The sequence below is a fragment of the Deinococcus actinosclerus genome (assembly GCF_001507665.1).
In the GTDB taxonomy this organism is placed as follows: Bacteria; Deinococcota; Deinococci; order Deinococcales; family Deinococcaceae; genus Deinococcus; species Deinococcus actinosclerus.
Window position 1 is genome coordinate 428,164 of the sequence record NZ_CP013910.1, and the last position, 26,373, is coordinate 454,536.

Annotated in this window: 32 protein-coding genes, 1 tRNA gene and 1 pseudogene; 18 read left to right on the forward strand and 16 right to left on the reverse strand. The window is 67.5% G+C overall.

Annotated features, from left to right (window positions below; all coding sequences use genetic code 11):
• Window positions 1-92: 92 nt before the first annotated feature.
• Together AUC44_RS02050 and AUC44_RS02055 are read right to left on the reverse strand one after the other, a co-directional pair.
• Window positions 93-713, reverse strand: coding sequence for a 1-acyl-sn-glycerol-3-phosphate acyltransferase (locus AUC44_RS02050; protein ID WP_062157169.1), 621 nt, complete (start codon window positions 711-713; stop codon window positions 93-95).
• A gap of 374 nt (window positions 714-1,087) precedes the next feature.
• Window positions 1,088-1,570, reverse strand: coding sequence for an EVE domain-containing protein (locus AUC44_RS02055; RefSeq protein WP_062157170.1), 483 nt, complete (start codon window positions 1,568-1,570; stop codon window positions 1,088-1,090).
• A gap of 89 nt (window positions 1,571-1,659) precedes the next feature.
• Here AUC44_RS02055 and AUC44_RS02060 point away from each other — a divergent pair, with 89 nt between their 5' ends.
• Both AUC44_RS02060 and AUC44_RS02065 read left to right on the forward strand, forming a co-directional pair.
• Window positions 1,660-2,745, forward strand: coding sequence for a S1C family serine protease (locus tag AUC44_RS02060; RefSeq protein WP_062157171.1), 1,086 nt, complete (start codon window positions 1,660-1,662; stop codon window positions 2,743-2,745).
• Between the two features lie 56 nt (window positions 2,746-2,801).
• A complete protein-coding gene (locus AUC44_RS02065; protein WP_062157172.1) occupies window positions 2,802-3,017 on the forward strand; it encodes a hypothetical protein in 216 nt (71 codons plus the stop codon).
• A 9-nt stretch (window positions 3,018-3,026) separates the two neighbouring features.
• Here the strand turns inward: AUC44_RS02065 and AUC44_RS02070 are convergent, their stop codons facing one another.
• The 6 genes and pseudogenes from AUC44_RS02070 to AUC44_RS02095 all read right to left on the reverse strand — a co-directional run bounded on the left by AUC44_RS02070 (window position 3,027) and on the right by AUC44_RS02095 (window position 8,053).
• Window positions 3,027-3,938 carry an aldose 1-epimerase gene (locus AUC44_RS02070; protein WP_062157173.1) on the reverse strand — a complete coding sequence of 304 codons (912 nt, stop codon included), beginning with the start codon at window positions 3,936-3,938 and terminating at the stop codon, window positions 3,027-3,029.
• Window positions 3,935-4,645 (reverse strand): 23S rRNA (guanosine(2251)-2'-O)-methyltransferase RlmB, encoded by a 711-nt coding sequence (rlmB, locus tag AUC44_RS02075; protein ID WP_062157174.1) that lies wholly within the window; start codon window positions 4,643-4,645, stop codon window positions 3,935-3,937. Before rlmB ends, AUC44_RS02070 begins: the two co-directional genes overlap by 4 nt.
• Window positions 4,646-4,747: 102 nt before the next feature.
• A tRNA-Lys gene (locus AUC44_RS02080) sits at window positions 4,748-4,823 on the reverse strand.
• Window positions 4,824-4,860: 37 nt separating this feature from the next.
• A pseudogene (locus AUC44_RS02085) lies at window positions 4,861-6,035 on the reverse strand (bifunctional folylpolyglutamate synthase/dihydrofolate synthase).
• An 8-nt stretch (window positions 6,036-6,043) separates the two neighbouring features.
• Complete coding sequence (locus AUC44_RS02090) at window positions 6,044-6,580, reverse strand: ATP-binding protein (protein WP_082689120.1); 537 nt, start codon at window positions 6,578-6,580, stop codon at window positions 6,044-6,046.
• 45 nt (window positions 6,581-6,625) lie between these two features.
• A complete protein-coding gene (locus tag AUC44_RS02095) occupies window positions 6,626-8,053 on the reverse strand; it encodes a recombinase family protein (RefSeq protein ID WP_062157175.1) in 1,428 nt (475 codons plus the stop codon).
• Between the two features lie 305 nt (window positions 8,054-8,358).
• Between AUC44_RS02095 and AUC44_RS02100 the strand changes: the two genes are divergently transcribed.
• On the forward strand, window positions 8,359-10,056 hold the full coding sequence (locus AUC44_RS02100; protein ID WP_062157176.1) for a sensor histidine kinase: 1,698 nt from the start codon (window positions 8,359-8,361) through the stop codon (window positions 10,054-10,056).
• 507 nt (window positions 10,057-10,563) lie between these two features.
• On the opposite strand, the gene AUC44_RS02105 is transcribed toward AUC44_RS02100, so the two are convergent.
• From AUC44_RS02105 to AUC44_RS02115, 3 genes are all read right to left on the reverse strand, one after another.
• On the reverse strand, window positions 10,564-10,962 hold the full coding sequence (locus AUC44_RS02105; RefSeq protein ID WP_062157177.1) for a hypothetical protein: 399 nt from the start codon (window positions 10,960-10,962) through the stop codon (window positions 10,564-10,566).
• A 101-nt stretch (window positions 10,963-11,063) separates the two neighbouring features.
• Window positions 11,064-11,525, reverse strand: a complete 462-nt coding sequence (locus AUC44_RS02110; RefSeq protein ID WP_417926361.1) for a S24 family peptidase — start codon at window positions 11,523-11,525, stop codon at window positions 11,064-11,066.
• A gap of 15 nt (window positions 11,526-11,540) precedes the next feature.
• Complete coding sequence (locus AUC44_RS02115) at window positions 11,541-11,948, reverse strand: S24 family peptidase (protein ID WP_062157179.1); 408 nt, start codon at window positions 11,946-11,948, stop codon at window positions 11,541-11,543.
• A 408-nt stretch (window positions 11,949-12,356) separates the two neighbouring features.
• Here AUC44_RS02115 and AUC44_RS16065 point away from each other — a divergent pair, with 408 nt between their 5' ends.
• The 10 genes from AUC44_RS16065 (at window position 12,357) to AUC44_RS02150 (ending at window position 20,355) form a co-directional block, all read left to right on the forward strand.
• Window positions 12,357-12,602: a helix-turn-helix transcriptional regulator gene (locus AUC44_RS16065; RefSeq protein WP_197408568.1), complete on the forward strand. Its 246-nt coding sequence runs from the start codon at window positions 12,357-12,359 to the stop codon at window positions 12,600-12,602.
• Entirely contained in the window at window positions 12,599-12,775 is a 177-nt protein-coding gene (locus tag AUC44_RS16360; protein WP_157445125.1) for a hypothetical protein, read from the forward strand. The genes AUC44_RS16065 and AUC44_RS16360 overlap by 4 nt, the downstream gene beginning before the upstream one ends.
• A gap of 54 nt (window positions 12,776-12,829) precedes the next feature.
• Window positions 12,830-13,219, forward strand: coding sequence for a hypothetical protein (locus AUC44_RS02120; protein WP_157445126.1), 390 nt, complete (start codon window positions 12,830-12,832; stop codon window positions 13,217-13,219).
• Window positions 13,220-13,325: 106 nt separating this feature from the next.
• Window positions 13,326-13,529, forward strand: a complete 204-nt coding sequence (locus AUC44_RS02125) for a hypothetical protein (protein ID WP_062157181.1) — start codon at window positions 13,326-13,328, stop codon at window positions 13,527-13,529.
• 237 nt (window positions 13,530-13,766) lie between these two features.
• Window positions 13,767-14,966, forward strand: coding sequence for a phage recombination protein Bet (gene bet / locus AUC44_RS16755; protein ID WP_082688913.1), 1,200 nt, complete (start codon window positions 13,767-13,769; stop codon window positions 14,964-14,966).
• Entirely contained in the window at window positions 14,959-15,081 is a 123-nt protein-coding gene (locus tag AUC44_RS17165; RefSeq protein WP_257721366.1) for a hypothetical protein, read from the forward strand. Before bet ends, AUC44_RS17165 begins: the two co-directional genes overlap by 8 nt.
• Window positions 15,078-16,205, forward strand: a complete 1,128-nt coding sequence (locus tag AUC44_RS02135) for a hypothetical protein (protein WP_062157182.1) — start codon at window positions 15,078-15,080, stop codon at window positions 16,203-16,205. Before AUC44_RS17165 ends, AUC44_RS02135 begins: the two co-directional genes overlap by 4 nt.
• Before the next feature lie 35 nt (window positions 16,206-16,240).
• Window positions 16,241-18,277, forward strand: a complete 2,037-nt coding sequence (locus tag AUC44_RS02140; RefSeq protein ID WP_062157183.1) for a DNA cytosine methyltransferase — start codon at window positions 16,241-16,243, stop codon at window positions 18,275-18,277.
• Window positions 18,277-19,623: a replicative DNA helicase gene (gene dnaB / locus AUC44_RS02145; RefSeq protein WP_062157184.1), complete on the forward strand. Its 1,347-nt coding sequence runs from the start codon at window positions 18,277-18,279 to the stop codon at window positions 19,621-19,623. Before AUC44_RS02140 ends, dnaB begins: the two co-directional genes overlap by 1 nt.
• Before the next feature lie 42 nt (window positions 19,624-19,665).
• Entirely contained in the window at window positions 19,666-20,355 is a 690-nt protein-coding gene (locus tag AUC44_RS02150; RefSeq protein WP_062157185.1) for a hypothetical protein, read from the forward strand.
• 62 nt (window positions 20,356-20,417) lie between these two features.
• On the opposite strand, the gene AUC44_RS17390 is transcribed toward AUC44_RS02150, so the two are convergent.
• Complete coding sequence (locus tag AUC44_RS17390; RefSeq protein ID WP_062157186.1) at window positions 20,418-20,654, reverse strand: DUF7669 domain-containing protein; 237 nt, start codon at window positions 20,652-20,654, stop codon at window positions 20,418-20,420.
• Window positions 20,655-20,698: 44 nt separating this feature from the next.
• Between AUC44_RS17390 and AUC44_RS02160 the strand changes: the two genes are divergently transcribed.
• Window positions 20,699-21,526, forward strand: coding sequence for a hypothetical protein (locus AUC44_RS02160; RefSeq protein ID WP_062157187.1), 828 nt, complete (start codon window positions 20,699-20,701; stop codon window positions 21,524-21,526).
• Between the two features lie 11 nt (window positions 21,527-21,537).
• Here the strand turns inward: AUC44_RS02160 and AUC44_RS02165 are convergent, their stop codons facing one another.
• Entirely contained in the window at window positions 21,538-21,837 is a 300-nt protein-coding gene (locus AUC44_RS02165) for a hypothetical protein (protein WP_062157188.1), read from the reverse strand.
• Window positions 21,838-21,869: 32 nt separating this feature from the next.
• Here AUC44_RS02165 and AUC44_RS02170 point away from each other — a divergent pair, with 32 nt between their 5' ends.
• From AUC44_RS02170 to AUC44_RS02180, 3 genes are read left to right on the forward strand one after another with little or no spacing between them, the layout of a single operon-like run.
• A complete protein-coding gene (locus AUC44_RS02170; protein WP_197408569.1) occupies window positions 21,870-22,481 on the forward strand; it encodes a RusA family crossover junction endodeoxyribonuclease in 612 nt (203 codons plus the stop codon).
• Entirely contained in the window at window positions 22,478-22,717 is a 240-nt protein-coding gene (locus AUC44_RS02175; RefSeq protein WP_062157189.1) for a hypothetical protein, read from the forward strand. Before AUC44_RS02170 ends, AUC44_RS02175 begins: the two co-directional genes overlap by 4 nt.
• A 31-nt stretch (window positions 22,718-22,748) precedes the next feature.
• Window positions 22,749-23,324, forward strand: coding sequence for a hypothetical protein (locus AUC44_RS02180; RefSeq protein WP_157445127.1), 576 nt, complete (start codon window positions 22,749-22,751; stop codon window positions 23,322-23,324).
• Window positions 23,325-23,677: 353 nt separating this feature from the next.
• Here AUC44_RS02180 and AUC44_RS02185 read toward each other — a convergent pair whose 3' ends face one another.
• Complete coding sequence (locus AUC44_RS02185; RefSeq protein ID WP_062157191.1) at window positions 23,678-23,902, reverse strand: hypothetical protein; 225 nt, start codon at window positions 23,900-23,902, stop codon at window positions 23,678-23,680.
• 766 nt (window positions 23,903-24,668) lie between these two features.
• Entirely contained in the window at window positions 24,669-25,109 is a 441-nt protein-coding gene (locus AUC44_RS16370) for a hypothetical protein (RefSeq protein WP_157445128.1), read from the reverse strand.
• A gap of 184 nt (window positions 25,110-25,293) precedes the next feature.
• Between AUC44_RS16370 and AUC44_RS02195 the strand changes: the two genes are divergently transcribed.
• On the forward strand, window positions 25,294-25,524 hold the full coding sequence (locus AUC44_RS02195) for a hypothetical protein (protein ID WP_062157193.1): 231 nt from the start codon (window positions 25,294-25,296) through the stop codon (window positions 25,522-25,524).
• Between the two features lie 396 nt (window positions 25,525-25,920).
• Here the strand turns inward: AUC44_RS02195 and AUC44_RS02205 are convergent, their stop codons facing one another.
• Window positions 25,921-26,217 carry a hypothetical protein gene (locus AUC44_RS02205; RefSeq protein ID WP_062157195.1) on the reverse strand — a complete coding sequence of 99 codons (297 nt, stop codon included), beginning with the start codon at window positions 26,215-26,217 and terminating at the stop codon, window positions 25,921-25,923.
• Window positions 26,218-26,373: the final 156 nt, after the last annotated feature.

Consider the following 26,373-nt stretch of genomic DNA (forward strand, 5'->3'; position numbering starts at 1 on the left):
TGTGGTCTGGGAGGAGCCTAGCGGCCGCGCGTCACGCTGCCGTTACAGTCTGACCGGCCCGGACCGGGACAGTCGAGGGGAGAGGAACCAGTTCAGGCCTTGCTGGGGCCGCCCGCCGAGGCCGGACGCGGCACCGCCGGGGTCTCGTTGCCGGGCGTGTGGCCGCGCACGTCGCGGAGCATCTCGCGGATCAGGGCGAAATCCGCCTCGATGTCCCCGGTGGGCGTCACGTACCCGATCACGCCCACCTGCTTGCGGCCCCAGTCCAGCGCGGTCACCGCGACCGGCACGTTCGCCTCCAGCGCCATGTAGTAGAAGCCGGTGCGCCAGTACTCCCCGCGGCTGCGGGTGCCTTCCGGCGCGACGACCAGCATGATCTCCGGTTCGCGTTCGATCAGGGCGACCACGCCGTCCACGAAGTTCCCCCCGGCGCGGCGGCGATCCACCGGCAGGCCCCCCACGGCGCGCATGAACAGCCCCACCGGGAACGTGAACAGCTGGTGTTTCGCCACGAAGTGAACCGGGGCGCGCGTGGCGAACTTGAACATGATGCCGGGCCAGAAGTCCGCGTCGTGCGTGTGCGGCGCGACCGCGCCCACCACCTTCGGGCCGGGTGGGGGGGCCAGCACCGGCGTCCAGCCCGACAGGCGCAGCGCCGCGAGCGCCAGACGGGAGAACAGGGTGTGACGGCGACCGGGCCAGAGAGCAGACATCACTGTGCAGCGTAGCGGGGTGTCACGTCACTGCCCGCAGGTTTGAACGCGGTTCAGAAAAACCATGCTCTGCCGGAAACGGACGCGCCGTTGCCTGCCCGGCGGTCCGCTCAGCGGCGGTCGCGGCGCGGCGCACCGGGGCGCTCCTGCCACGCCGCGAGGATCAGGGACACCACGATGACCAGACCAGCCAGAAGTAGTTCCATAGGGGGATTCTCCTTTTCTTTATCTGACGTTAAGGTCACAGCCCGGTGTCAGGCCATGAAAAACGTCTCAAGATCAGATGAAGACCGCTGAGGTGGAGTGAACCGCCCCACGATACCCACGGCCCGCGAACCCTGTCAAAACCCCACCCCCACCAGGCCCACACCCTGTCAGCTCAGCCCCGCCACCTCCTCCAGGCTCAGGCCCGCCGCGTCCAGCGTCGCCCAGAATGCCCCGGCGTCCACGGGCAGCACGCTCAGGCGCGAGCCCCTGCGGGTCAGCGCCGACCCCTCCCACTCCGGCATCTCCCGCAACGAGTCCAGCGACACCACCTGCGGAAACGCAATCAGCGGCTCCACATCCACCATGCTCCAGCGCGGCGCCTCCACCGTGGACTTCGGATCGAAATACCTGCTCCCGGGGTCGAACTGCAGGTCATCCGCGTACGCCGCGCGGCACACCCGCGCCACCCCCGCCACCCCCGCCGGTTTCGCGTTCGAGTGGTAGAACAGGCACAGGTCACCCTCGCGCATCTCCCGCAGGAAATTCCGCGCCTGATAGTTCCGCACGCCATTCCACGGCTCGCGCCCCACCCGCACCAGATCCGCGAAGCCGAACACGTCGGGCTCCGATTTCAACAGCCAGAAACGCATGGGGGGCAGCTTAGGGCATGCGGCCTCCACCGACGCGTTCGGTTCCCTCTGCCACCGTCCCCGCGCGCGGGGCGTCCTAGACTGACGGCGTGCGCGCCTCGCCCTGGCTTCCTGTCCTGCTGATCCTCGCGCTGGCGGCGTACCTGCTGCCAGAGGCGGACGTGCCGTTCCTGCCGCGCGTGAATGTGGCGCCCCGCGTGGAGACGCAGGCGCCCACGCCCCCCGTCACGCTGCCGGAGGACGCCCGCGCGCTGTTCGACAAGTCCCGCCCCGCCACTGTCCGCGTGGAAAGCGTGAACACTGAGCGCAACAGGGGCGGGATCGGCACCGGCTTCTTCATCAGCGCGGGCGGGCAGCTCCTGACCGCGTACCACGTCGTCAGCGGCGGGCAGGTGTTCCAGGTGAGTACCCTCTCGGGCCGCAGCTATGGCGCGCGGGTCGTGGCCTTCGACGCCTCCGCGGACGTGGCGCTCTTGCAGGTCAACGGGCGCGGCACGAACTTCCCGTACCTGAACCTCACGACCCGCGCGCCCCGCCCCGGCGAGACCGTCCTGGCCATCGGGAACAGCGGCGGGGACTTCCTGCAACCCCGCCGGGGGCGACTGCTGCGCCTGAACGCCGAGGCGGGCCGCGCGGACTTTCCGCAGGGCACGCTGGAGATGACGGCCCCCCTCGCGCCGGGGGACAGTGGCGGGCCGATCATCGACGGGAACGGGCAGGCGATCGGGGTGGTCAGTTACATCAGCCTGGACGGCAGCGGGCAGACGCGGCGCAGCTACGCTGTGCCGGTCGTGGAGGGCAACGACCTGATCAGCGCCCTGCGCGCCGGGATCACGAACGACGTGCCGGTCGTGGGGCTGGTCTTCGACGCGATTCACAGCGGCCAGACCGACCCGCCCGGCGCGATCGTCCGCGAGGTCGCCCGCCGCAGTCCCGCCGAGCAGGCCGGGTTGCGGGGCAGCACCTTCGACGAGCAGGGCAGCCTGACGGGTCTGGGCGACGTGATCCTGCGCGTGAACGGCCAGCGCACCCGCGACGCGAACGAGGTCATCACCGCGATCCGCCGCGCGAAGGTGGGGGATACCGTCACCCTGACCTACCTGCGGGATGATCAGGAACGGCAGGCGCGCATCACGCTCGTGCCGAAAGCCAGCGTGCCCGACCTGCCAGAGTAAAGCAGCGACTACCCTCCGCCCACCCGCGCGTCAGCCGCTCCCGGCAGACTGGAGGGATGTCGAGAGCGTTCGTGAAAGAGGACGAGGGGGAGCGCTGGACGCCGCCTCCCGCGCCGCGCGCCTACCGCGTGCTGTGGACGGGCGACCCGGACGCCCCCGAGGTGCTGAAGGAAACCGATGACCTGCTCGAGGCCCTGCGCTGGATGCAGGCCCGCGACCGCCGCGAGTTCGAACTGCGCGACGGACGAGGGGCGCTGCTCGCGACCGGGTAGGGGAGAGGCCTACCAGTCGCCGTCAAGGGTGACGCGCACGGTGCCCGCGAGCGTCTGCCCCGGCGCCAGCACGCGCAGATCGACCCCAGGCACGCCCTGCGCCGCGAGGTTGAACGCGTCCGTCGCGTGCGACACGGGTTCCAGCGCGAGGCTGCCGTCCGGCGCGGTGAACACCACCAGATGCGAGTACACGTTGTCCGCCGTGAGGGTCAGCGCCCGCGCGCCCCAGTCCAGTCGGGCCACGCCGTCCCACGCCGTGTACGTCGTGTTGATCTCCCGCGCGCCGACCGGTGCGGGCCTGCGGTAGTCCTCGTCGGGGCGCAACTCGCGGGCCGCGCCGACCGTCAGGAACCGCTCGTCCGTGTCGTAGATCAGCTCCGCGCCCACCGTCAGGGCCGGATCCACGCCCGGCAGGTCCGGCTGAAGGCGCGCGAAGTACGGGTGCAGACCCATCCCGGCGGGCATGTCGCTCGTGTCCTCGTTCGTGAGGGTCAGCGTCATGTCGAGGTGCGGGCCGTGCAGGCGGTACTCGACGCCCGCCGTGAACGCCCACGGCCAGTTCACGTCCGCGAAGTCGCGCGAGTCGAAGGTGCAGCGCAGGTGCGTGTCGTCCACCCGCTCGGCGTGCCAGGGTCGGTTACGGACGTCCCCGTGCTGCGCCAGTCCGTCCTTCGTGTTCGGGCGGAGCTGAATTTCACGGCCTCCGAACACGAATGTCGCGTCGCGCACGCGGTTGCTGAACGGGATCAGCGTGAAGCTCGCGCACTGGCTGCTCGTCTCCACGCTCCCCAGCTCGACCGGGCGCAGTACCGGGCGGCCCGAGGCCGCGCGCAGGTTCAGCACGCTGGCCCCCACCTCCGGCAGCACCTCCAGCGTCAACTGCTCACCGCGCAGCACCTCCACCCGGCCGGGGTGGGTCACGCGCGGCCCCGGGACGCCTCGAACAGCAGGATGCCCGCCGCCACCGACGCGTTCAGGCTCTGCACCCGCCCCCGCACCGGAATGCTGACCAGCGCGTCGCACTTCTCGCGCACCAGCCGGCGCATGCCCTCGCCCTCCGCGCCGATCACCAGCGCCACCTTCCCGCTGAAATCCACCTTGCGGAGGTCCTGCGCCGCCTCGCCCGCCGCGCCGTACACCCACACGCCGTCCTTCTTCAGGGCGTCCATCAGGCGCGGCAGGTTCTTCGTCTGCGCGACCGGCAGGTAACTCGTGGCGCCCGCCGCCGTCTTGGCCACCACCGGCGACAGCGGCGCGCTGCGGCGCTCCTCGACGACCACGCCGTGCGCGCCCAGCACCTCCGCGCTGCGGATGATCGCCCCGAAGTTGCGCGGGTCCGTGATGCCGTCCAGCAGCACGATCAGCAGCTCCTCGCCGCGCTTCTCCGCGAGATCCAGGATGTCGTCCACCGACGCCCACTCCAGGTCCTCCACCTCGGCCAGGACGCCCTGATGCTGCGTCGTGCCCGCCAGCTGATCGAGCTCGATGCGCGGCGCGAACTTCAGGCGCACGCCCGTCGCCTTGAGTTGCGCCACGAACGCCTCTTCCACCCCACGCGCGACCAGCACCTCGGACACCCGTCCGTCCTGCAACGCTTCCAGCACCGGATTCCGCCCGTACAGCAACATAGAGGCCAGTGTACGCGCCCGGAGCCGCAGGCGGCCCGCGCGCCGACGGGCGGGGCAGAGGCAACAGGAAAAACCCCCGCGCGGGGCGGGGGCTTCTTCGTCTGGTGGGTCGTGTAGGAATCGAACCTACAACCCGCTGATTAAGAGTCAGCTGCTCTGCCAATTGAGCTAACGACCCAGAGCGGAGGGAAGTATACGGTGCCCCCCGAGGCGTGTCAAGCGCCCCCCAGGAGCGTGCGGGTCTGCCCGGCGAGGTACAGGCTTCCCGCGACCAGCAGCGTGCCGCCGGGCGGCGTGAGCGCCAGCGCGTGCGCCAGGGCCCGCGCTGGGTCGGGGATGGCGTCCCCGCCGTGCTGCGCGGCCAGGTCCTGCGGGGGCGTGGCGAGGTCGCCGGGCGCGGTGAACACCCGCCGAGACGCGACGCCCAGCAGCGGCGCGAGGGTCGCCCCCGTGTCCTTGCGCGCGAGATTCCCGAACAGCAGCACGTCCGCGCGCGGCACTGCCAGCGCCAGCGCCTGCGCCGCGTGCGGGTTGTGCGCGCCGTCCACGAGGACCGTGCGCCCGTCCACGTCGAACCGTTCCAGGCGGCCCGGGTGCGTGGCGTCCAGCGCGCCGTCCACGCCCGCCCCGTACCCCAGCGTTCGGAGAGTGGCGGCGGCCAGCGCGGCGTTGCGCGCCTGATGCGGCCCCGCCAGCCGCGGCGGGCGCGGCAGCGCGAACAGGTCCGGGTGCGTGTCCGGGGTCAGCAGCGGCGCCCCCACCCCCGCCGCGACCTCCGCGATCACGTCCAGCGCCTCCCCTGCGGCTGTGGTCAGCAGCGGCACGCCGGGCCGGGCCGCGCCCGCCTTGTCCCGCGCGATCTGCGCCACCGTCCCCCCAGCACGCCCACGTGATCGAGCGCCACGTTCGTCAGCGCCACCGCTGCCACGTTCTCCAGCGCGTCCGTCGCGTCCGTCGCGCCGCCCACCCCGGCCTCCATCACCGCGACCTCCACCCCCCGCGCCGCGAACACCCGTGCCGAGAGCGCCAGCGTCAGGTCGAAGAACGCCGCGTCCCCCCCGTGCGCGCGCGCCCAGGCGATGAACGCCGCCGTCTCCGCTGCGGGGATCGGCTCGCCGTCCACCCGCACCCGCTCCTCGAACTGCGTCAGGTGCGGACTCGTGAAGCGCCCCGCCCGCACGCCCGCCGCGCGCAGCCCCGCGTCAAGCATCGCGCAGGTGCTGCCCTTCCCGTTCGTGCCCACCACCCGCACACTCCGGAAGCGCGCGTCCGGGCGGCCCAGCGCGTCCAGCAACGCCCGGGCCGCACCCGGCCCCCGTTCACGACCCGCACGGGTGCGGGCGAACAACCACTCGTAATCCGGCACAGACGAGGCACTCACGCCGGTCAGGGTACCGGTCAGCCGCTCCCCAGGTCACGCGGGCGGTAGGTGACCGCCTCGGCCAGATGCGCCTCGCGGATGTCGTCACTGCCCGCCAGGTCCGCCACGGTGCGCGCCACGCGCAGCACCCGGTCGAAGCCCCGCCCGGTCAGGCCCAGTTGCCGCGCCGCCGCCCGCGCGAAATGCTCCGGCCCGGCCCCCAGCGGCGCGGCCCGCCGCAGCGCCTGCCCGCTCAGGTCCGCGTTCCGCACGCCCTGCCGCGCCAGCATCCGCGCCCGCGCCGCCAGGATGCGCGCCCGCACCAGCCCTGAGCCCTCCGGTTCCGGCGCGCGGGTCAGCTCGTCCACGGTCAGGCGGGGCACCCGCACGAGCAGGTCGATGCGGTCGAGCAGCGGCCCGCTCAGCCGCGCCGCGTAGCGCGTCCGTTCGGCCGGCGTGCACGCACACGCCTTCTCCGGGTCGCCGTGATGCCCGCACGGGCACGGGTTCATCGCCGCGATCAGCTGGAAGCGCGCCGGGTACTGCACGCTGGCCCGCGCCCGGCTGATCGTCACGTGCCCGTCCTCCAACGACAGTCCGGTTTCAGTATCAGAGTGCGCTTAAAGCGCCGCCAGCTTCAGGTCAGCCCGGCCGTCGGGGTGCAGCGTGACGTGCAGGTCCAGCGTGCGGGCCATCTCCGCCAGGTCCTCGCCTTCCAGCACCTGTGAGAGGCGGTCACGGGCCTGGGTGAGGTTGTTGGGTTGCAGGGGGACGTTGGCGGGGGCCATGAGGGCGTCGCGTTGCGCTTCAAGTTCCTGGCGGGTTTCCTTGTACTCGGTGGGGGAGAGGCCGCCGTCGAGCGCGAGGAGCTTCAGGTTCTTCAGGCGCTTGTCGATCGCGGCGATGGCGGGCGTGACATCCAGGGGTTGCGGGGTGGGGACGTCCAGGGCCGCCATAAGGGCCGCGTCATCAGTGAGCAGGGCGCGCAGCTGCTCAAGGATGAAGGGGTGGATGGTGCGGGCGTTGTAGTACCGGCGGTGCGTGCACAGCTCGCCTCTGGAGCCGTCGCGGCGGTAGATGCGGTAGCAGTGGTAGAAGCGCTGCGTGGTGCGCTGCTTGGGGCGGCTGGGGCCGGGTTCGTTCGTGACGGCGCTGAGGGTGCCGCCGCACTGGCCGCAGTGGAGGCGCTTGGCGAGGGGGAACTCGTGGGCGTCCGTGCGGGTGCCGGGGCGTCCGCCGCGCCGGCGGCCCTGGATGACGCGCTGCGTGGCGTCCCAGTCCGCCGGGGGGATGATGGCGGGGACGGTGCAGGTGACGAGGTCGCGCCCGTCGCCGCGGCCTTTGCGTGCGCGACCGAACACGTACTGGCCTTTGTGGAGGGGGTTGGCGAGGATGTACTTCACGCTGCTCTCGCTCCACCTCGCGCCGCGCCGGGGTGCGCCGAGGCGGTTGAGTTCGGTGGTGATGGCGTGGGCGCTCTGGCCTTCGCGGGCCCAGGTGTAGATCTGCCTGATCCACTGGGCTTCCTCTTCCTGGATTTCGCCTTTGTGCCAGCCGTACCCGCTGGGTGGGATGACGGGCCGTCCGGCTTCGCGGACTTTGGCGAGCATGCCGCCCCGGAGGCGCTTGGCGATGCGCATGTGCTCCGACTGCGCGAAGACACTGCGCACGCCGAAGTTCATGCTGGACATCTCGTCCTTGGGGTCGATGAGGCCCATGTCGGCGCTGTGCACCTCGGCGCCCGTTTCGAGGAGTTCCTCGAGGACGGCGTACGCGATGGCGGTGCGGCGCGCGAGGCGGTCCACGGCGCTGACCAGCACCGCGTCGTACTGGTGGGCGACGTTCAGGAGGGTGTCCAGTTCCTGCCGGGTGGCGCGGGTGCCGGTGATGACGTCCTGGAAGGTGCGGACGATCTGCAGGCCGTGCAGCTGCGCGTACTGCTGCGCGGCGCGGGTCTGGACGGCGAGACCGAAGCGTTCGTCACCGGCCTGAGCGGCCGTGCTGACGCGGAGGTACAGGGCGGCGGTACGGGTAGGGGAGGTGGTCATGGCTTCAGTTCAGTATGACGTGGAAGACAACCTCTTCCCGAAGTGTCATGTGCTGAGGAGTCTGTCAGTGGCACAGCATGGAACTCTTAAGCGCCCACCCACCTCCCTCTATCCTGGCGATGCGCTGGAGGGAGCCCAGGTATTCGTCACTGTGAGTCACGTGGAAGCTGACGATGTCGTGCGCCAGCTTGGCCCTACCTGAGCGTGACCGCCGCCCGCCGAACTGCCTCGTCTCTACAGGCGAAGGAACGAAGCTGTCGGGTGCTGAGCACACCTGCCCTTGATTTCCGCCAATACTGTAGGGAATGTCCAACGTTGGTGCGTCTGACCTTGACCGTCTCCATGTGCTCCTCGCGCAGCGCACCTTCCTGCTTACTTTCAATGACGCAGTGAGGCCACTCGCCGACCCGGTCGACATTCAGACAACGGCAATTCGCGTGCTGGGCGAGCACCTGGGTGCTAACCGGGTTCTGTACTTCGAGATCCATGGGAGCGATTACGTCGTCGAGCACAATTACGTCCACGGCGCGGCGGCGCTCACAGGCACCTTTCCGGTGGATTCATTCAGTCCGTGCGTGCTGGAGGCCCAGCACGCCGGCCGCACCGTGGCCATCGCCGAGGTCGCTGCCGATCCCGACTTATCCCCGGAGCGGAAAGAAGCTTATGCGGCGATTGGGGTCAGTGCCCTGGCAGACGTGTCTCTGGTCAAAAATGGCGTGTTCATCGCCGGCCTGGCCGTCCATTTCTCCCAGCCTCACACGTGGACCCCTGAGGAGATCACCCTGTGTGAAGATGTCGCCGAACGCACGTGGGGCGCCGTGGAACGGGCCCGCTCCGAAACCGCGTTGCGGGAATCGGAGGAGAAATTCCGCAGCCTGTTCAATGCCATCGATGAGGGGTTTTGCATCGTTGAGATCCTGTTCAGCAAGAACGGGACACCGGTGGATTACCGCTTCGTTCAGGCGAATCCGGCGTTTGTGGAACTGACAGGACTCCCCGCCGACGCTCTCGGCAAAACCGCACGGGAACTCGTCCCGGATCTGGAAGCGTTCTGGGTAGAGACGTACGGCAGGGTCGCGCTGACGGGCCATGCCGTGCGGTTTGAGAACCGATCGGACGCGATGAATCGCTGGTTCGATGTGTACGCCTCTCGCATCGGTGGTGCTGGCAGTCACCAGGTCGCCATCGTGTTCAACAACATCAGTGAGCGGAAACAGGCGGAAGCCGACATCAAGGAACTCAACCGCTTCTTGGAGGCGCGCATTGAGGAACGGACTCGCAACCTCGCTGCTGAGCGCGCCGCCCTGGAAGTATCGAACGATGAGCTGCAGGCCTTCAACCACAGTGTTTCGCACGATCTGATGACCCCGCTGCGGCATATCGCCGGCTTCGCGCAGCTGGCTTCCAAGAGTCTTGACGATCCGCAGAAGAGCCGCCGCTACCTGGACATCATCGTTCAGGGCGCGCAGCGCATGGAGACGATGATCGAGGGCATGCTGGCTCTGTCAAGAACCGGACAGCGCGAACTGAGCGTGGGAGTGGTGGATCTGAACGACCTCCTCAAACAGTCGCGGCTTGATGTGGAGTCCCAACTTGACGGCCGGACCATCGAGTGGCGGTTGGGCCAACTTCCTGTCGTTCAGGGCGACCGCGTGACGCTGCAGCAGGTAATGAACAACCTCGTGGAGAATGCGGCAAAATACAGTCGGGAACGCGATCCGGCGGTCATTGAGGTCTGGGCTGAAGAGGCGGTGCAGCACTGGACGGTTTTTGTGCGGGATAATGGAGCGGGCTTCGATCCGGCGCGGGCGGGCAAGCTGTTCGGGATCTTCCAGCGCCTGCACCATCAGGATGAATTCAAGGGTACTGGGATTGGACTGTCGCTGGTGCGGCGGATCATCACCCGACATGGCGGGACGGTGAGTGGGACAGCGACCCTGGGTCAAGGAGCAACGTTTTGCTTCACTTTGCCCAAACCTGAACGTGCGCTGACCATAATGTAAGTGTCCACGCTTTCGATACTGACAAGCAGGATTTGCATCTGTCTCCGTTTCAATGACGTGATGCAGATCCCGTACTGGGTTCAGGACGCGATTGCTGTCGAGCTCTTACCGCGTGGTCACTCTCCCACCTGTGCTTGCCACTCGTCTGCTGGGATGCCCAGTGCTTGCCGGAGGGCTTCCAACCGCTGGGGTCCAAGTGAGGTGAGTTTGATCCGACCGCACTCGACGTGGGAGAGCCGCGTCCGGGAGATGGTGGACTGTGGGCCGAGTTGGGCGGTGTAGGTGGAGATGTGCTCTTGGCTGAGCCGGCGGGATTGGCGCGTGTGTTTGAGCCAGAGGCGTGGGGGGATGGGTTGGGTGGGGTCGGTTGGTGGGCGTTTCTTCTGCCGTGCGGTGTGCCAGGTCACGCCGACTCCCACTGCCCCACAGTCACTCCCCCCACGCCTCCAGCAGGAGGCCGGAGTTGAGTGGTCGGAGCGCCGATGGCGCGGGCTGCTGCGCAGGGTGTTACTGTCCTGCGCCGGGCCTGTAGTAGCACACGTCCACCTTGCCGTCTTTGGTTTTGATGCACTCCATGTACTCTTCGCCGTCAATCGGGGCACCTTTGAGAATGTCGTAGAAGGCCGCGTTCCGTTTATACGTGAGGGCGGTTTTGCCGTCGAGCGTCGGTGCCATGTTGGGTCGGATGTTCGGAAACTTGATGTAGTGGTTGCGGTTCCCGAAGATCAGGTTCATGTACTGCGCGCCGGCGCCGTACCCGGTGCCGATGACGCAGGCGGCGGTCTGAGTGATTTTGCCGTTGGTGAAGGCGTAGCAGATGCCGAGTTGGTCAGGGTATGGCCGGGCGAGGGCCGTGGTGAAGAGGAGCAGGACGCCGCCAGTGATGGTGAAGAGGATGCGTTTCATCAGATTTTCTCCAGGGGGAGGCCGGGCTGTGACACTCCGGTAGGCGGGGGCAATGTCGTTCCGGGACGTTGTCCCTGAGGTTCACCGTTTTGCGAAGGGAATCAGTTGCTGAGTCCTCGGTACTTCACGGCATGCCAGGTCACGCCGTCCGCGCTGGTGGCGTACACGCGGCCCCGGTTGCGCACGGCGCCGGTGAGCCGCACGGGTGGGTAGTCGGGGTTGTCGCTGTGCATGGCGGGGCGGCCGTGGTGGAGGTTGTAGCGTTTGACGACCATGCTGCCGTCTTCGAGTTGGAAGGCGAACAGCCAGCCGCGGTCGGTGCAGAGGTCTTTCTGGTCAACGAGGACCCAGCTGCCTTCGCGCAGGCCGTGTTCACCTTCGTGGGTCATGCTGTCGCCGGTGACTTTGAAGGCGAGCATCCCGAAGCGCCGGAAGGGCGGGGGGATGGGGACGCGGCGAACGGGTTGGAACGGAGCGGGATCGGCGGGATTTCCGGCGGAGATGAAACCCCAGACGGGGGCTTTGCTTGGGGCGTAACGTCGGGGCAAAAAGTAGGACTGCACGAGAAATTCCTCCTCTCAGTTCAGGTTCGGGTCGTAGTCACTGGCGACGGATACCACGCGGCCGATGATGGTGGCTTCGGTCGCGGGGATGTCTTCGAAGGTGCGGTTCTCGGCGCGGAAGACCGGGCCGAGGCGGGTGGTGGTGTACAGGCGGACGTGCGCGCCGTCTTGGTCGGTGAGGACGTACACGCGGCCTTCTTCGGGGGTGGTGTCGGCCTGGTCGATGTGGAGGGTGCTGCCGGGGCGGATGCTGGCGGAGCTGACGCCGAGCATCTCTTCGCTGTCCATGCGGAGCAGGAGGGGGCGCTTGATGCCAGGGGTGACGAGCTCGTGGTCGACGGCGGGACCGGGGGTGTCGAGGTTGAGGGCGGCGGTGAGCGGGTACACGTCCGAGCTGCCTTCACCGACGAGGGTGGCATCCATGACCCCAAGGTCAATGCCTGTTTCTCGCTGAAGCTGAGTCAGAGACCAACCTAGTGCGCTGGCCAGAGCAACGACTTTTGAGAAGCCAGCGTTCCGCAGATCTACCTTGCCCCGCTCGACGTCACTGACCCACCCTTGCGTCATCAGATCGCCCGCTGCAGCCACGATGTCCTCTTGCCCTTTCCCCAGTTCCAGGCGCCGCATTTTGAGGCGCAGCGCCCAGGTGGGCGGAGCCAATCGTGCGGGTTTGGTCTTAGGCGTCGGCATAGAGGTTAGGGCGTACATGGTGCCTGTACTACGCTCACTGTACGGATTGAGTTCCGGAATCCCCAACGATAAATCCGTGAAATGTCCTCACATCCGCCAATGTACATTGACACTGTACGGATAAATTTATATATTTGTCCTATGCGAATGACTGAATTACGGCGGCTGCGTGAGGAGCGCGACCTGACACGCGATCAACTCGCAGCCAAGTCCGGCGTCTCCTCGCTGACTATTCGCGCGCATGAGCTGGGCAGCGTGAAAGGCACTGAAACCCGCACCTCGGAAGCGCTGGCAGGGGCGTTGGGCGTACCTGTCCAGGCTCTTTTTTTTCCTCTCAATACGGATAAATCCATAAACACGGAGATTTCGGAATTGGTGCCCGCATGACCCGTCAGGCCGCCCCCGCTCTGTACCTCGGCAGCGTCACCACCGGCAGCGGCGTGGACATCCACAGCCGCGAAGGGCAGATCAAGCTCGCCCGCGCCCTCCTGAGCGTCACCCCCAAGACCACTGACACCGCTCGGAAGGGCGTGCAGCAGACCGGCAAGAAAGTCGGCTGAAACGAAAAACCGCGCCCTGACCCTGGAAAGTCGGCGCGGAAAGGAGCAATTCCTATGACTCATACGATACCAGTTCCCGCCCGCTTCCGCGCCCAGCTCGCTCTGGCCCACGGGGACGCCCGCCTGCGCGGCATGCCGTTCAGCCCCCTCAGTGGGGAGCGCCTCACCCTGGACGGCCGCACATACGCGCTGGAACTGCTCGAAACGGGCGGCTTCCTGACTGAGAGTGGCCGCGCGAAGTACACCGCGACCCTCACCGACCTGAGCACCGGCCGGCGCCTCGAGTACGCCGGACTGTGGGCCAAAGCTCGCCGCGCCAGGGACGGCACCGTCCGGCACAGCTACAGCCAGCCGCGCGTGGGCACGCACCGCACCTGGGTGGACTTCACGTGCGCCCTGCTGACCCACGCCGCGCAGATCTGGGGGCAGGGGGTGGCCGCGTGACCCGCTGGCGGTTCGGCGTGCACGCCACCCGCGCCCTGTGCGGCGCCTGGACTGGCGCGGGCCTCGTGGCCCTGAGCGTCCTCGCGGTGGCCCTGGCGGTGCACGCATGACGCTCAAGGCCACACCCAAGGAGCGGCCCGCGCACGCCCTCGCGTTCCTGGCCCGCGCTGGGCTGGGGGAGATCGTCGTGCGCCGCGCTGGGCACCTCGTCGAACGCCGCTACTACCCGCTGCCCACCTGCACCGAGTGCCGCGCCCACGTGGACCCCGGGACCACCCTCTGCTGGCTGTGCATCGAGGCGCGCCGCTGATGGCCCGCTTCAACGATTCCACCCCCACGCCGGACCAGCAGCGCGCCGCCCGGCCTGCCGCCCCTGAGATCTCCGCCGCTGAACACGATCGTCACGCTGCCGCGAACGCGGAACAGGTGCGTCTCCTGCGCGCCCACCTCACTGGAGGGAAACCATGCTGATCGGCCTCGCCACCATCGGGATCACGCTGATCCTTGCCTACGCCCTCACGCACCTGCCCCGCTCGGCGGTGGACGCATGACCACCCTTGAACACGCCCGCCCCACCAGCATGACCCTCGCTCCCGCGCAACCCGGCCTGACCCGTGAGCAGATCGACCTCGTCAAACGCACCATCGCCAAAGGCGCCACCGACGATGAACTGAGCCTCTTCGTGCAGCAGTGCGACCGCACCGGTCTCGACCCGTTCGCGCGGCAGATCTACGCCATCAAACGCTGGGACAACAAGGAGAAGCGCGAAGTGATGGGCGTGCAGGTCAGCATCGATGGCCTGCGCCTCATCGCCGAGCGCAGCGGCAAGTACGCCGGGCAGATGGGCCCCCTCTGGTGCGGCAAGGACGGCCAGTGGCGCGAAGTGTGGCTGGACGCCACGCCCCCCGCCGCCGCGAAGGTCGGCGTGCTCCGCGGTGACTTCCGCGAGCCGCTGTGGGCAGTGGCCCGCTGGGACTCGTACGTGCAGACCAACCGCGACGGGAAGCCCGGCCCGATGTGGTCGAAGATGCCGGACCTGATGCTCGCCAAGGTGGCCGAAGCCCTCGCGCTGCGCAAGGCGTTCCCGCAGGACATGAGCGGCCTGTACACAACCGAGGAGATGGCCCAGGCCGAGAACGGCCGTGAGGAGCGTCCCGCTCAGCAGGCTCAGACCACCCGCCCCGTCGATGTGACGCGCGAGGTCCAGGAAGCCGCGGGCACGCCTGCCCACACCCCAGCGCCCAGTTCCGCGCTGGTGAGCGACATTCGGCGCCTGTGGGCCGAAGCGCGCCCGCACATTGATGAGCAGGCGTTCGCGGCGAAGTACCCGGAGTGGCGCACCGTTCCGGCCCAGGCCGCTGCCCTGCGGGAAGCATTGGTGAGCGTGCTGGGTACTGCGCCCATGCCGGAGTCCGCCCCGCAGGCCCAGTCGGAGCCCGCCACCGTCCCCGCCGAGGCGATGCTCACCGAAGGGCAGCGCAAGGCCCTGTGCGCCCACGCCAGCCGCGCCGGGGCCACCACCAGCGAGGACCGCGCCAGCCTCTGGGCGTACCTCCTGAACAGCGACCTGGGCATCCGAACCCGTGACCTCACGGAAGCGCAGGCGGACGTCATCCTCGGCACTTCAGCACCTGGAGCAACGACGAAGCCGCCCAGGCCCTGCTGGAAGCCAAGAAGGCGGTGCTGCCGTTTTGACCGCCACGCCTCGCCAGATGACCCCCGGCCTGCATCAGGTCTGGGTGCGTGATCTCCGCCCCCTCGACGCCCGCCAGCAGGACGCCTTCCTCGTCAGCCTCGCCCTGCACTACGGGCAGAAGGCCGCTGACAAGATCCGCCACGCCCTGAACCGAGGCGCACCATGACCCCCGCGAAGAACCTGGTGCTGTTCCCGGAGAAGGCCGGCAGATCCGGTGTGCGCCGGGAGAAGGGCACCTACGGTCTGATCGACAACCCGGTCCTGACGTACCAGAAGCGCAACGGCCGGGCGGACACCCGCGTGCTGACTGCCCTGGCTGAGCAGGCCAACTACCGGCAGAAGGCCCTGACCATCCCAGAGCTGATGGTTCAGACCGAGCTGGGGCAGCGCGCCGTTGAGAAAGCCCTGGCCCAACTGGTCAGCGCGGGGCTGTGCGTGGCCGACGGAAAGGCGTGGCGGTACGGCGCTACGAACGGGCGTGCGAACCACCGTGCGAACAGCTGTGCGAATGACCGTGCGTCAGTTAAGTGCGGCGATGCCGTGCAGCACGCGAAATCCTTCGGCCTGAAGGAAGTAGAAGGACTTAGAAGGAATTTGAAGACCTACAACAACACCTCTTCCACGACTTGGACCACCCGCCCCGCGCCGGTTGGTGCTGCTGAGGCAAGCCCAACACGAACCACCACTCAAGGGCAGGCGCCTGACGGCGCGGCCTCTGACGAGGCCGGGACCGGACACCTGAACTCGTTTCAGGTTGAACCCACCCACACCCACGGAGGACTCGAGAACGTGACAGGCATTGAAGACATTCCGGCCGCGCCCGCCGCGCCGCAGACCTACCGCGAGGCGCAGGAAGTCCTCACCGCCACCGGCACGTGGGACATCTGGGCCGCGTGGACGAAAGCGCGCCGCCTGGACCGGGCCGCGCAGGACGCGCAGATCGTCCAGTTCGCTACCTGGGCGCAGGCCGGGCTGAGCACCGAATTGCGGCAGAACGCCAGTGAGATCACTGCGGCGGGCAGTTACGCCCACCCGTACCTCGCCCTGGCTGACCGCATGAAGCGCGCCGCGAAGGTGTTGGAATCCGAGGCCGCGAACCGTGACGAGCTCCGGCGCACGTACGGTGAGCCCCGCTGTCAGCCCGGCGAGCGCCGCCTCGCCCCCAGCGGGCAGGTGTGGACGGTCGACTACGTGGAGTACGGCCTGGTGTACTTCGCCGAGTCCGGCGCGCCGATGGATCAGGGCGACGCCATCGTGGCCCGCTGGCCCCTGGACGGGGGCGAGGCATGAAGCGCGCCCCGAAGCATGACACTGGGTACGCACCGTTGTTCCCCTATCTGGGCCTGGCCGCCGGCGCGGTCGTGGCCGAGGGTGAGCTGATCGTCGACAACTTCGCCGGGGGTGGTGGCGCCAGCACCGGCCTGGAACAGGCCCTGGGCCGCCCGGTGGACATCGCGGTCAACCATGACCCCGAAGCGGTGGCCATGCACGAGGTCAACCACCCGCACACGCAGCACTTCTGCGAGAGCGTCTGGGAAGTCGACCCGCGTCAGGTCACCGCTGGGCGGCCCGTCGCCCTGGCGTGGTTCTCGCCCGATTGCAAGCACTTCAGCAAGGCCAAGGGTGGGAAGCCGGTCAGCAAAGAGATCAGGGGCCTTGCGTGGGTGGCGCTGCGCTGGGCCGCCACGGTCCGCCCCCGCGTGATCGTGGTGGAGAACGTCGAGGAGTTCAGGACGTGGGGGCCCCTCGGCGAGAACGGCCGTCCCTGCCCGAAACAGCAGGGCCGGACCTTCCGCAGCTGGGTGAACGCCCTGCAGCGCCACGGGTACCAGGTGCAGTGGCGGGAACTGGTCGCGTACGAGTTCGGCGCGCCCACCAGCCGCAAGAGGCTGTTCATCGTGGCCCGCCGTGACGGTCAGCCCATCGTCTGGCCCACCCCCACGCATGGCAAGCCCACCGATCCCCGTGTGCAGTCGAGTGAGCTGGAAGTCTGGAAGACCGCGGCCGACTGCATCGACTGGAGCATCCCCATCCCCTCGATCTTCGGGCGGAAGAAAGTCTTGGTCCCCGCCACGCACCGTCGGATCGCGCAGGGCATCCTGCGGTTCACCCTCCGCGCCGCCCGGCCGTTCGTGGTGACCTGCAACCATCAGGGCGACTCGTTCCGGGGTCAGGGCGCAGACGAGCCCATGCGGACCCTGACCGCCGCGCACGACGCGCACGGGGCCGTCGTGGCTCAGATGGTCCCGCAGACCTACCAGAACGCTCCCCGCGCCGCCAATGCGCCCCTGGGCACCGCCACCACGCAGAGCAACGCACAGACCCTCGTGACCGCGTCCATCGTCGGCTGTGGGGGCCGCGCCGCTCAGGCGCAGCCGCGCGGGCTGGATGAGGGCGTGGGCACCATGACCACCAAGGCGGACAAGTGCCTGACCGTTGCCAGTCTGACCAAGATCCGCACCGGCAGCGTCGGCACGCCTGCCACCGAACCCCTGCACACGGTGACGGCCGGCGGTGAACCGGCCCGGCCCAGCACGGGGAACGTCCACGCCCTGACCAGTGCCACGATCGTAAAGATCGACAACCAGCGCAGCCGCAGCCTCGGCGCGTACCCGGTGGACGTGCCCGGCACCACCGAGGTCACCAAGGCCAGCAAGGCCGTGGCCACGGTGCAACTCGTCCGGCAGAACGGCGGGCACTGCGCTCCGGAGACTGCCCCGTACCCCGCCGACGTGCCCGTGAAGACCGTGACCAGCCAGGGCAAGCCGCACGACGTCCTGACCGCGCAACTCGTCCAGTACAACCGCAACTCACCGCCCAAGTCGGCGGGCCGCCCGATCAACACCCAGTCCACCCGGGAACGCTTCGGGCTGGCCACCGCGCAGGTGGTGCGGCAGTTCGGGACCAGCGTCGGGCACGCCGTCAGCGAACCCGCCCGGACCATCACCACGCAGGGCGGCGGGAAGAGTCTCCTGCTCACCGCCGAATGCGGCACGGGGCTGACGGCCGAGCAGCAGGCCGGGGCGCGGAAGGTGTACGCCTTCCTGCGCGAGCACCTGGGCGCACAGCTGGACCCGCACGCCGATCATGACCGCGGCCTGGTGCTCGTGCACCTGAACGGCGAGGCGTACGTGATCACCGATATCGGCATGCGGATGCTTGAGCCACGCGAGCTGTACCGCGCGCAGGGGTTCCCGGAGACCTACCAGATCGAGTTCATGACGCGGAACAAGAAGGGCAAGGCCGTGCCGCTGTCGAAGCGCGCACAGGTGCGGATGTGTGGGAACGCCGTGCCACCACCCTTCAGCCGCGCCATCGCGCACGCCAACCTCGCCATCCCCATGCAAGAGGCGGCGGACTGATGACCGACTCCGCCCCTCGCGTCGCGCCGCACAACATCGAAGCGGAAACCGCCTTGCTGGGTAGCGTCCTGCTCGACAACGACACCCTCACCAACGCCGCCGTCGGCCACCTCACCCCCGCCGCCTTCTACCAGCGCCGCCACCAGCTGATCTGGGCGGCCCTCCCCGCCCTGCGCGAGGCCCGTACCGACGCCGGGCAACCCGGCCCCATCGACCTGATCACCCTTAGCGAAGAACTCACCCGGCGCGGCCAGCTGGACGAGGCGGGCGGCCTGACCTACCTGATGGGCCTGGGTGATCAGGTGCCCACCGCCGCGTACGCCGAGCATTACGCCCGGATCGTGCAGGAGAAAGCCATCCTCCGCGCCAAGATCAGCGCGGCAGGCAAGGTCATGCAGGCCTGCTTCGACCAGCAACTGCCCCTCGAGGAGATCGACGCACTGACCTCGCTGATCCCCACGCTCACCCGGGCCGATGCCGGACTGGAAAGCATCGGCGGCGCCGTGGAAGCCGTGCTGCACCAGGCGGAACACGGCACCGGCCCCAACGGTGCACCCACCGGCCTCAAGGACCTGGATGACCTGATGGGCGGCCTGGAACCCGGGCGCCTGTACGTCCTCGCTGCCCGCCCCGCGATGGGGAAGACTGCGCTGGCCTTCCAGATGGCCATGCACGTCGCCCAGAAACGCGGGCGGGTGCTGGGCTTCAGCCTGGAAATGCCCACCGAGGAGATCGGCGCGCGCCTGCTGTGCAGCGAAGCCCGCGTGGACCTCGCCCGGTTCAGTGACAGCCGCCGGGGCAACCGCACCGCCCTGAACGGCCGGGACTGGGAACGCCTCACCAGCGCCGGCAACCGCCTGCACCAGCTCCCCATGGAGATGCTCGCCAAGCCCGGCCTGCGCCTGCAGGAACTGCTGGACACGGTGCGCCGCGCCCACGCCGCCCAGCCGCTCAGCCTGTTCGTGCTGGACTACCTGCAACTGGTGCAGGTGTCCGGCCGGGCCGGGGAGAACGCCGTGCAGCGCGTCACCATGATCAGCACTGCCCTGAAGAGCCTTGCGATGGAACTGGGCATTCCTGTGCTGGCCCTATCGCAGCTGAGCCGCGCCGTGGAGCAGCGCCCCAACCACCGCCCCATGCTCAGCGACCTGCGCGAGTCGGGTGCTGTCGAGCAGGACGCCGACGTCGTGATGTTCATCTACCGCGACGAGTACTACAACAAGGACACCGACCAGCACGGCGTGGCTGAGGTGATTCTCGGGAAGCAGCGCAACGGACCGACCGGCACCGTGAAACTCCAGTTCCACAGCGCCTTCACGCGCTTCAACGACCTCGCCCTTCACTGACCCCCAGCCTCCCGGCCGGTGGGCTGGGGAAGGAGCAGCAACATGACCACGACGCACCGCACCTACGGCATCTACGCACTGGAATTCCTGGGACTCACCTCGAAAGAAGTCCGCGAGATCGGCTGGGTGCACGACATCAAATGGGCGTTCATGGTGGGCGCCAAGCCCGAACGGAAGTTCGAACTCGACCACGCCCAGGTGCTGTTCGGTGCGGCGGACAGCAGCGGCCTCAAGCTGGAGATCTGCCCCCGCATGTCCGGCGGTCACCTGCCCGGCGTGATGGTGCCCACGACGCTTCAGGGCAGCCTGAACACCGTCGCGGAGGGACCGAAGACGAAGTTCACGACCCGCGTGTCCCAGGAGGCGCTGGAACAAGCCGGGCTGACCTCGGCCGTGCTGTTCGAAGCGAGCTGCAGCCTGGAATGCACGGTCAGTGACATGCCCACCCTGGAAGAGCAGACCGAAGCGCAAATCCAGGAAGAGCTCGCCGCGAACCGGGCACTGGAAGGCCAGGAACCCCTGTTTGACGACGTGCAGGCGGAAGTCCAGCAGGTGGCAGCTGAGCGCCAGCACCGCACGGACCTCGCTGCTCACTTGAACGCCGCGCCCGCCCTCGACGAGCCCGTCTTCGTGGATGCCGGTCCCGTGCCGCCCCGCTTGGTCATCGACCCGAAACAGCCGGACGAGGACCTGCCCTTCAACCTGCCCGACACCGACGGCGCCGCCGACTGAACTCAACACGCGGGGCGAGCACATCACGCTCGCCCCAGGAGACCGTTATGCCTGCACCCACATCACAGCAACTTGTACAGCCCCCGCGAGACCCGCTCCAGATCCTGAAACTGAGCCGCGTGAGGCCCCACGGCATTCGCGCACATGAAGGTCGAGATGTGCCGCCGGATGTCAGCGTCCGAGTACGGCGTCTGTCGGGCGCGCAACACCTCCAACACATCCTGCACCGAAAAAGTACCGCTGGGGCGAGCGTCACTCAGCTCACGAGCCACAGCAAGGATGTCATCTCGGCACGTCATTCGACCATTGTCGCAGGCCGGGTGGGCTGCGGGCCGGTGAGCGCATGACCACCCTGCCTGAAGTGCAGCCCCTCACCACTCAGGAACAGCAGCACCTCACCCAGCTGGAAGGCACCATCCGCGACGGCTGGCACGGCTTCGTGACCGTCGGTGAAGCCCTGCTGACCATCCGCGATCAGCGCCTGTACCGCGCCGCGCACCGCACGTTCGGGGACTACTGCGAGCAGGTGTGGGGCTGGTCCCGCCAGCGTGCCCAGCAACTCATGGACGCCGCCCAGACTTCGCAGGCCCTGTCAACCATTGGTTTACAGCCCGAGAACGAGCGGCAGGCCCGGGACCTGAAAGAAGCCGCGAAGGTCGTACAACACTTGGAGCCGGAGCAGGTTGTGGCGGTGGCCCAGTACCTGAAAACCGCCACCGGCAGCGAGAAGCCCACCACCAGCCAAGTCAAGGCCGCAGCGGAGGTGGCCGCCAGCATCGACGCGCACGCCACGGTGCAGCACCCCGACACTGGGGCCGAGGTGCCGCTGCACACCCTGACTGGAGAGCAGCGCGCCGCCGCGATCGCAGAGAACGTCAGCACCGGCACCCACGAACGCCTGCAACGCCAGAAACAGCACATCGAAGAGAGCAAGCTCCAATCCAAGAGCAACGGGCGCGGCGGGTGGACGGACTGGTTCATGGACTACGTCAGCCAGCACCTCACGCCCACCCAGGAACTGCGGATCGTTGGCAAGCAGGACGCCAGCGGCAACCCGAAGGTGCAGGCCCTGATCGTCGACACCGAAACGCACGCCACCATCGCCTACGGTGAGCCCGCCGACTGGCTGAAGAAAGCCGTCCTGAACCTCGTCGAGGAGGTCAAAGCGTGAGTCTGCAGCTCCTACTGACGGATCATCTCCGTCTGCCACGAGTCCCACAGACCCCACAGGTTCACGGCAGCACTCACGGCGATCAATCCCAGCAGGAACGCCAGCATCAGCGGCTTCACCCACCCCGCACGCCACCCCACCAGGGCCATCGACCCCACCAGCAGCACCTGACCCCCCACGATCAACAGGGTCTTCAGGGCCTCCCGCGTGAACGACGTGGGCGTGCCCTGCGCCGCGCCGATCAGCAGCAGCGCCAATCCCACCCAGGTCCAGATAGGGGGTCGCGACAGCCGCGGATTGCGTTGCGTCATACCGTGATCCTACCTGCCCCGTGGAGACCAGCGTGAACCCCTTCTCGACCCGGCAGGCGGCCGAGGCGTACCTGTCCAAAATCACGGACGCGGGTGTGCGCGACGCGACCCGCGCCCGGCTGGGCCTGGAAGCGGAGGTCAGCCCGCCGTCTGTCCCCGCGATGGCATCGTCCACGCGACCTATCGCTTGTCAGCCGAGAGCTCCAGAACCCTCTCCGGCTACCGCCCTGACCTTCACGCTGCCGTTCCCGCCCAGCCTGAACAGCATCTGGCGTGCCACCCTCGTCCCCTGCAAGCCCAAGAAACCCGGCGCGCCACCCTGGGCCGCCCGCATTCTCCTCAGCCAGGACGGCCGCCAGTACCGTCGCGCCGTGCGCGACATCATCCGCGCCCTGAACAGCCCCAGCACGCCGCCCGGCGCCCGACTCGCCCTGCACCTGCACGTCTGCCCACCCGACCGCCGCGCCCGGGACCTCAGCAACCTGCCCAAAGCCCTCGAGGACGCCCTCACCCACGCGGGCGTCTGGGCCGATGACTCGCTGATCGACGAGCTGCGCGTCACGCGCGGGCCCGTCACCACCGGCGGGCAGGTGCACGTCACCATCACGCCCCTCACCGCCACCCTCTTCGAGGTGCAGTCATGAAGCGCCACACCAAGAGCAGCGACCGCCCCGCGCAAGGGGACCGCGAAACCCGGTCCCACGCCGCCCCCCACGCCCGCGCCGCGCACCGGACCCTCATGAAGGGCCTGCGTGACGCCGGGCACACCGTCACTACCGTCGACGCCGCCATCAAGCTCGGCCTCCTGACAGAACGCGACTGGTGCGAGGAACTTGAACGGCAACGCGACGCCCACAACGTCGGCAAGAGGCAGTCATGACCCCCCACCACAGGAGCCAGCACCGATGACCATGACCCGCCCCCACCCCGAGGTGCCGATGCCCCGCACGAAACCCCAAATCACCGTCAACCGCGGGCGAGACACCATCCGCCGCCTCACCGCCCAGCGCACCGAAACCCGCGACGCCCGCCAGTACGCCGAGCAGTGGTACCAGACCTTCCGCACCTGGGACGTCCACTTCCCGGACGTCCTCCCGAAGATCAGCTACGCCGCGTTCCGCGACCAGGGCGCCTACGACCCCCTCACCATGGGCGAGGGCGGCCCACCCCAGAAGACGTACCTGCGCACCCCAGCAGGGGAGATCAGCGAAACGGAGATCGGCCAGCTCATCACTGACATGACCCTCAGCGCCCTCCCGGACACCGTGCAGCTGGGCCGGATGCTTGACCGCCTCCGCCGTCAGGACAATGGCTGCATGGCTACCCTGCTCCGCCCAGATGGCCGCTGGGAGCGGAACCGGGAAGCCGCACTGCGCTACGCCCTGGCCGTGCTGACCCTTGCCGTCCGCCTGGGTGACATCCATGCAGAACGCCCCCGGCAACTGATCGAGCGGGATCTCTATCAGCTCACCAAATTAACTTGTTAAATTGGCGCATTCCGCATATGATTTTGGTAAGTTCCACGAAACGTCACTACCAGCCGCCTCACGAGGCGGTTTTTCATTGGAACCCGCACCCATTCTTGAAACGTGCCGCATGAGAGCCGTTGAAGACGGCCACTGAGGGCGCGGGCGGTCCCGCTCCTTGCCACCCTGACCCCATGCCAGCAGCGGAACACCGCAGCGAGTCCAGGCCACCCCACTCAAGGCCAGGCGGCTCAGCCTCCCAGAGCGCCACGCGCTGCCCCGGACCACCAAGCTATACGGGAAGCCCCGGGCAGCACCTGTGCCTCATCAGGGCAGCAGCCTCAGCTGGTGCAACCCCGGCAACCCTGACCCCTTCACATCGTGCGCCACAACATGAAGATCTCCAGCGACCGACCCTGACTCACGACCACCTTCACCACGCCGAACTTCGTCACGATCTCCAACGGGACTGGAGGGTTGACCATGCTCGCCGTCTGCAACAGATTCGCATCTCGTTTCGACATGCGACTGGCATACACCTGACGACCGCTCCTCAAGGGCGAGACGCCCACATCAATCACGGTCTCTAAGCGTTCCATCCCTCACCCTACGGCCCCACTCCTTCATCCGGAGGCGACTCCCATGAACCAGCCCCAACAAAGCGCGCGCATCCTGCTTATCCCCCGTGCGACAGCATGATCTCGTCCCGGCGACGCACCGCCTCCGCATGCGACATGCCGCACTCCACCAGGTAACTCTCCACCGCCGCGCCCGCCGACGTGATCGAATCCTCCTTCGAACTGATTGAGGAGAACAACATGATGTACAACCGGAACAGGTGATCAGCCGTCGTGAGGGCCACTCGATTTGCGTCCATCCCCAACACTACGTCACGCCGTCCGCGGTTCCCCACGAACTCAGTGAAGGCGCTGCGAGGGCACAGCCGACCTAATAGTCCTGTTCCAACCGGTCACACGCCTGATCAAACATCGCACGCACCTGCCCACTACGCGGCGGGTAGACAGAGGAATCAGAACTGGCCAGCGGACTCCCCAGAATGTCCACCCACGACACCATGAATGTGTGAGGCTGATCCGGTGCCACCGTGACTTCCACCTGTCGTTCACCCACCTGAAGAGCACGCATCCTCTCACGGCGCTGCTGATCCAGATGAACATGCCAGCGAAGTTCAAAAGCCCCAACGGCTTCCAGCGCCCACCGCTCCCTGCGAGATTTCTCGTCCATCCCACACTGTGCGCCGCCGGAGGTAAAGACACCGTGGGCCTGAAGACCAGCATTGCCACACCCAGCGAAGTCCCCCACCCGCGCCCGCTCAACCCAACACCCAAGGGACCCCTCGCTCCGCTACGAATCAAGCCAGCGAAGTACCCACCCCTGAATCACACGCTCCATGCCCACCTGATCAGCATGATCAAATTCCAGCGAGCCATGCCCTTCAAAGGGAGGTTGAGCCGTAAGCACGATGGTGTCACGCAGAGGGGCTTTCGACGCAGAGATCAACGCACTCTTGCGAGGCCCGGTCTTCGTGGCAATGTCAAGGTGCGTTACGGTATGGCCATCTGCCGTAGACCACGTCTCGAGCGCCTGCGCCTCCAACCCGTGCAAGCGCAGACGCTCAGCCATGCGGTCAAACACCACACCAGCAGAATCTCGAACGATACGCATGGAATGGTCCTGCCGGACCTGTTTGTCCCTGGCAACTCGAACGGCTGCACGTTCCTCAGCCTCCTGCTCAGCTTGCCGTGCATCCATGCGCGCCTTGACCTGCAGGTCAAAATCATCCATTCCCAACCCTACCAGTGAGGCACCCCATGACGGCCCCTGGACCGCTTCATCCCACCTGCACACTCAGCGTGAACAACATGTGAACACGTTCCAGAGGTCAACTCACGGGTGGTACACGACAATGGTGAATGCATGCACCCTGGGAAGACACCGGGTGCACGCCAATTTGCAGTAGGGTCCCGCTATGCGACTCTTCATCCGCGGCCTCGTCCGCCCCAAAGACCTGGCCGACGCCAGTCTCGCCGCCGCGGATACCAGCGACGACATATTCACCTTCACGAGTGAAGGGCCCGGCCAGGACGGGTACGTCGGCACAACTCTCACTTTCATCGGGGAGCGCAACGCCGCGCTGCGATTCCGGAGCGTCTGGAAAACTGAAATGGAACGCTGCGGTTACCACGTCGAACTCCGCTGACCCTGCCCCACTCTCAGCCCCGCCCAGCGCGGGGCTTTTTCACGCCCACAGGAGCCCCGCATGGTCAAGGTGAAGGTCAAGAAAGCCCACTAGCGCACCATCAACGGCACGCGCTGCAACCTGCTTAGTCCGTATGCATCAACATAATCTGCTGCCGGTGCCACGCGGCTTCCGCATGTGACATGCCACATTCCACCAAATAACTTTCAGTCGCCGCAGCGGCTGAAGCTATCGACTTCTCCTTCGTGCTGGTCGAAGAAAACAAAATGGCGTACAGCCGGAATAGGTGCTCGGCCGTCGTGAGTGCCACTCGATTCGCGTCCATCCCCAAGCCTACGTCAGACGAGCAGAGACTCCCCACCACCAAGGTGAAGAAGGTGCACGGTCACGGTCATCTCAGAAGTTCTGCTCCAACCGCTGACACGCCTGGTCGAATAGCTCGCACACCTGTTCACTGTGGGGCGGGTAGGCGTAAGAATCCGAGTTCGACAGTGGGCTTCTCAGGACGTCCAGCCACGACACCATGAAGGTGTACGGCTTCTGTGAGGACACCGTGACTTCAGCGCTTCGACCACCAGCCGTCAGGAAACGCAACCGCGCGAGGCGTTCTTGATCCAGGTGGACCTGCCAGCGCAGCTCGAACGCCATGATGGCCTCCGTCTCCCACATATCTCTGCGCAGTTGTCCGTCCATGTCACACCCTACGCCCCCTGGAGATGAGCTTCCCGTGGACCAGCCCGACGTGCCGAAACACCCCACCGCTGAGGCGCTGGGCGCGGCTCTCATGGGAAAGTAGCTCGCCCTCAGCTTGAGCCCCGCCACTGCGCGGGGGTTTTCCATATCAGGAGG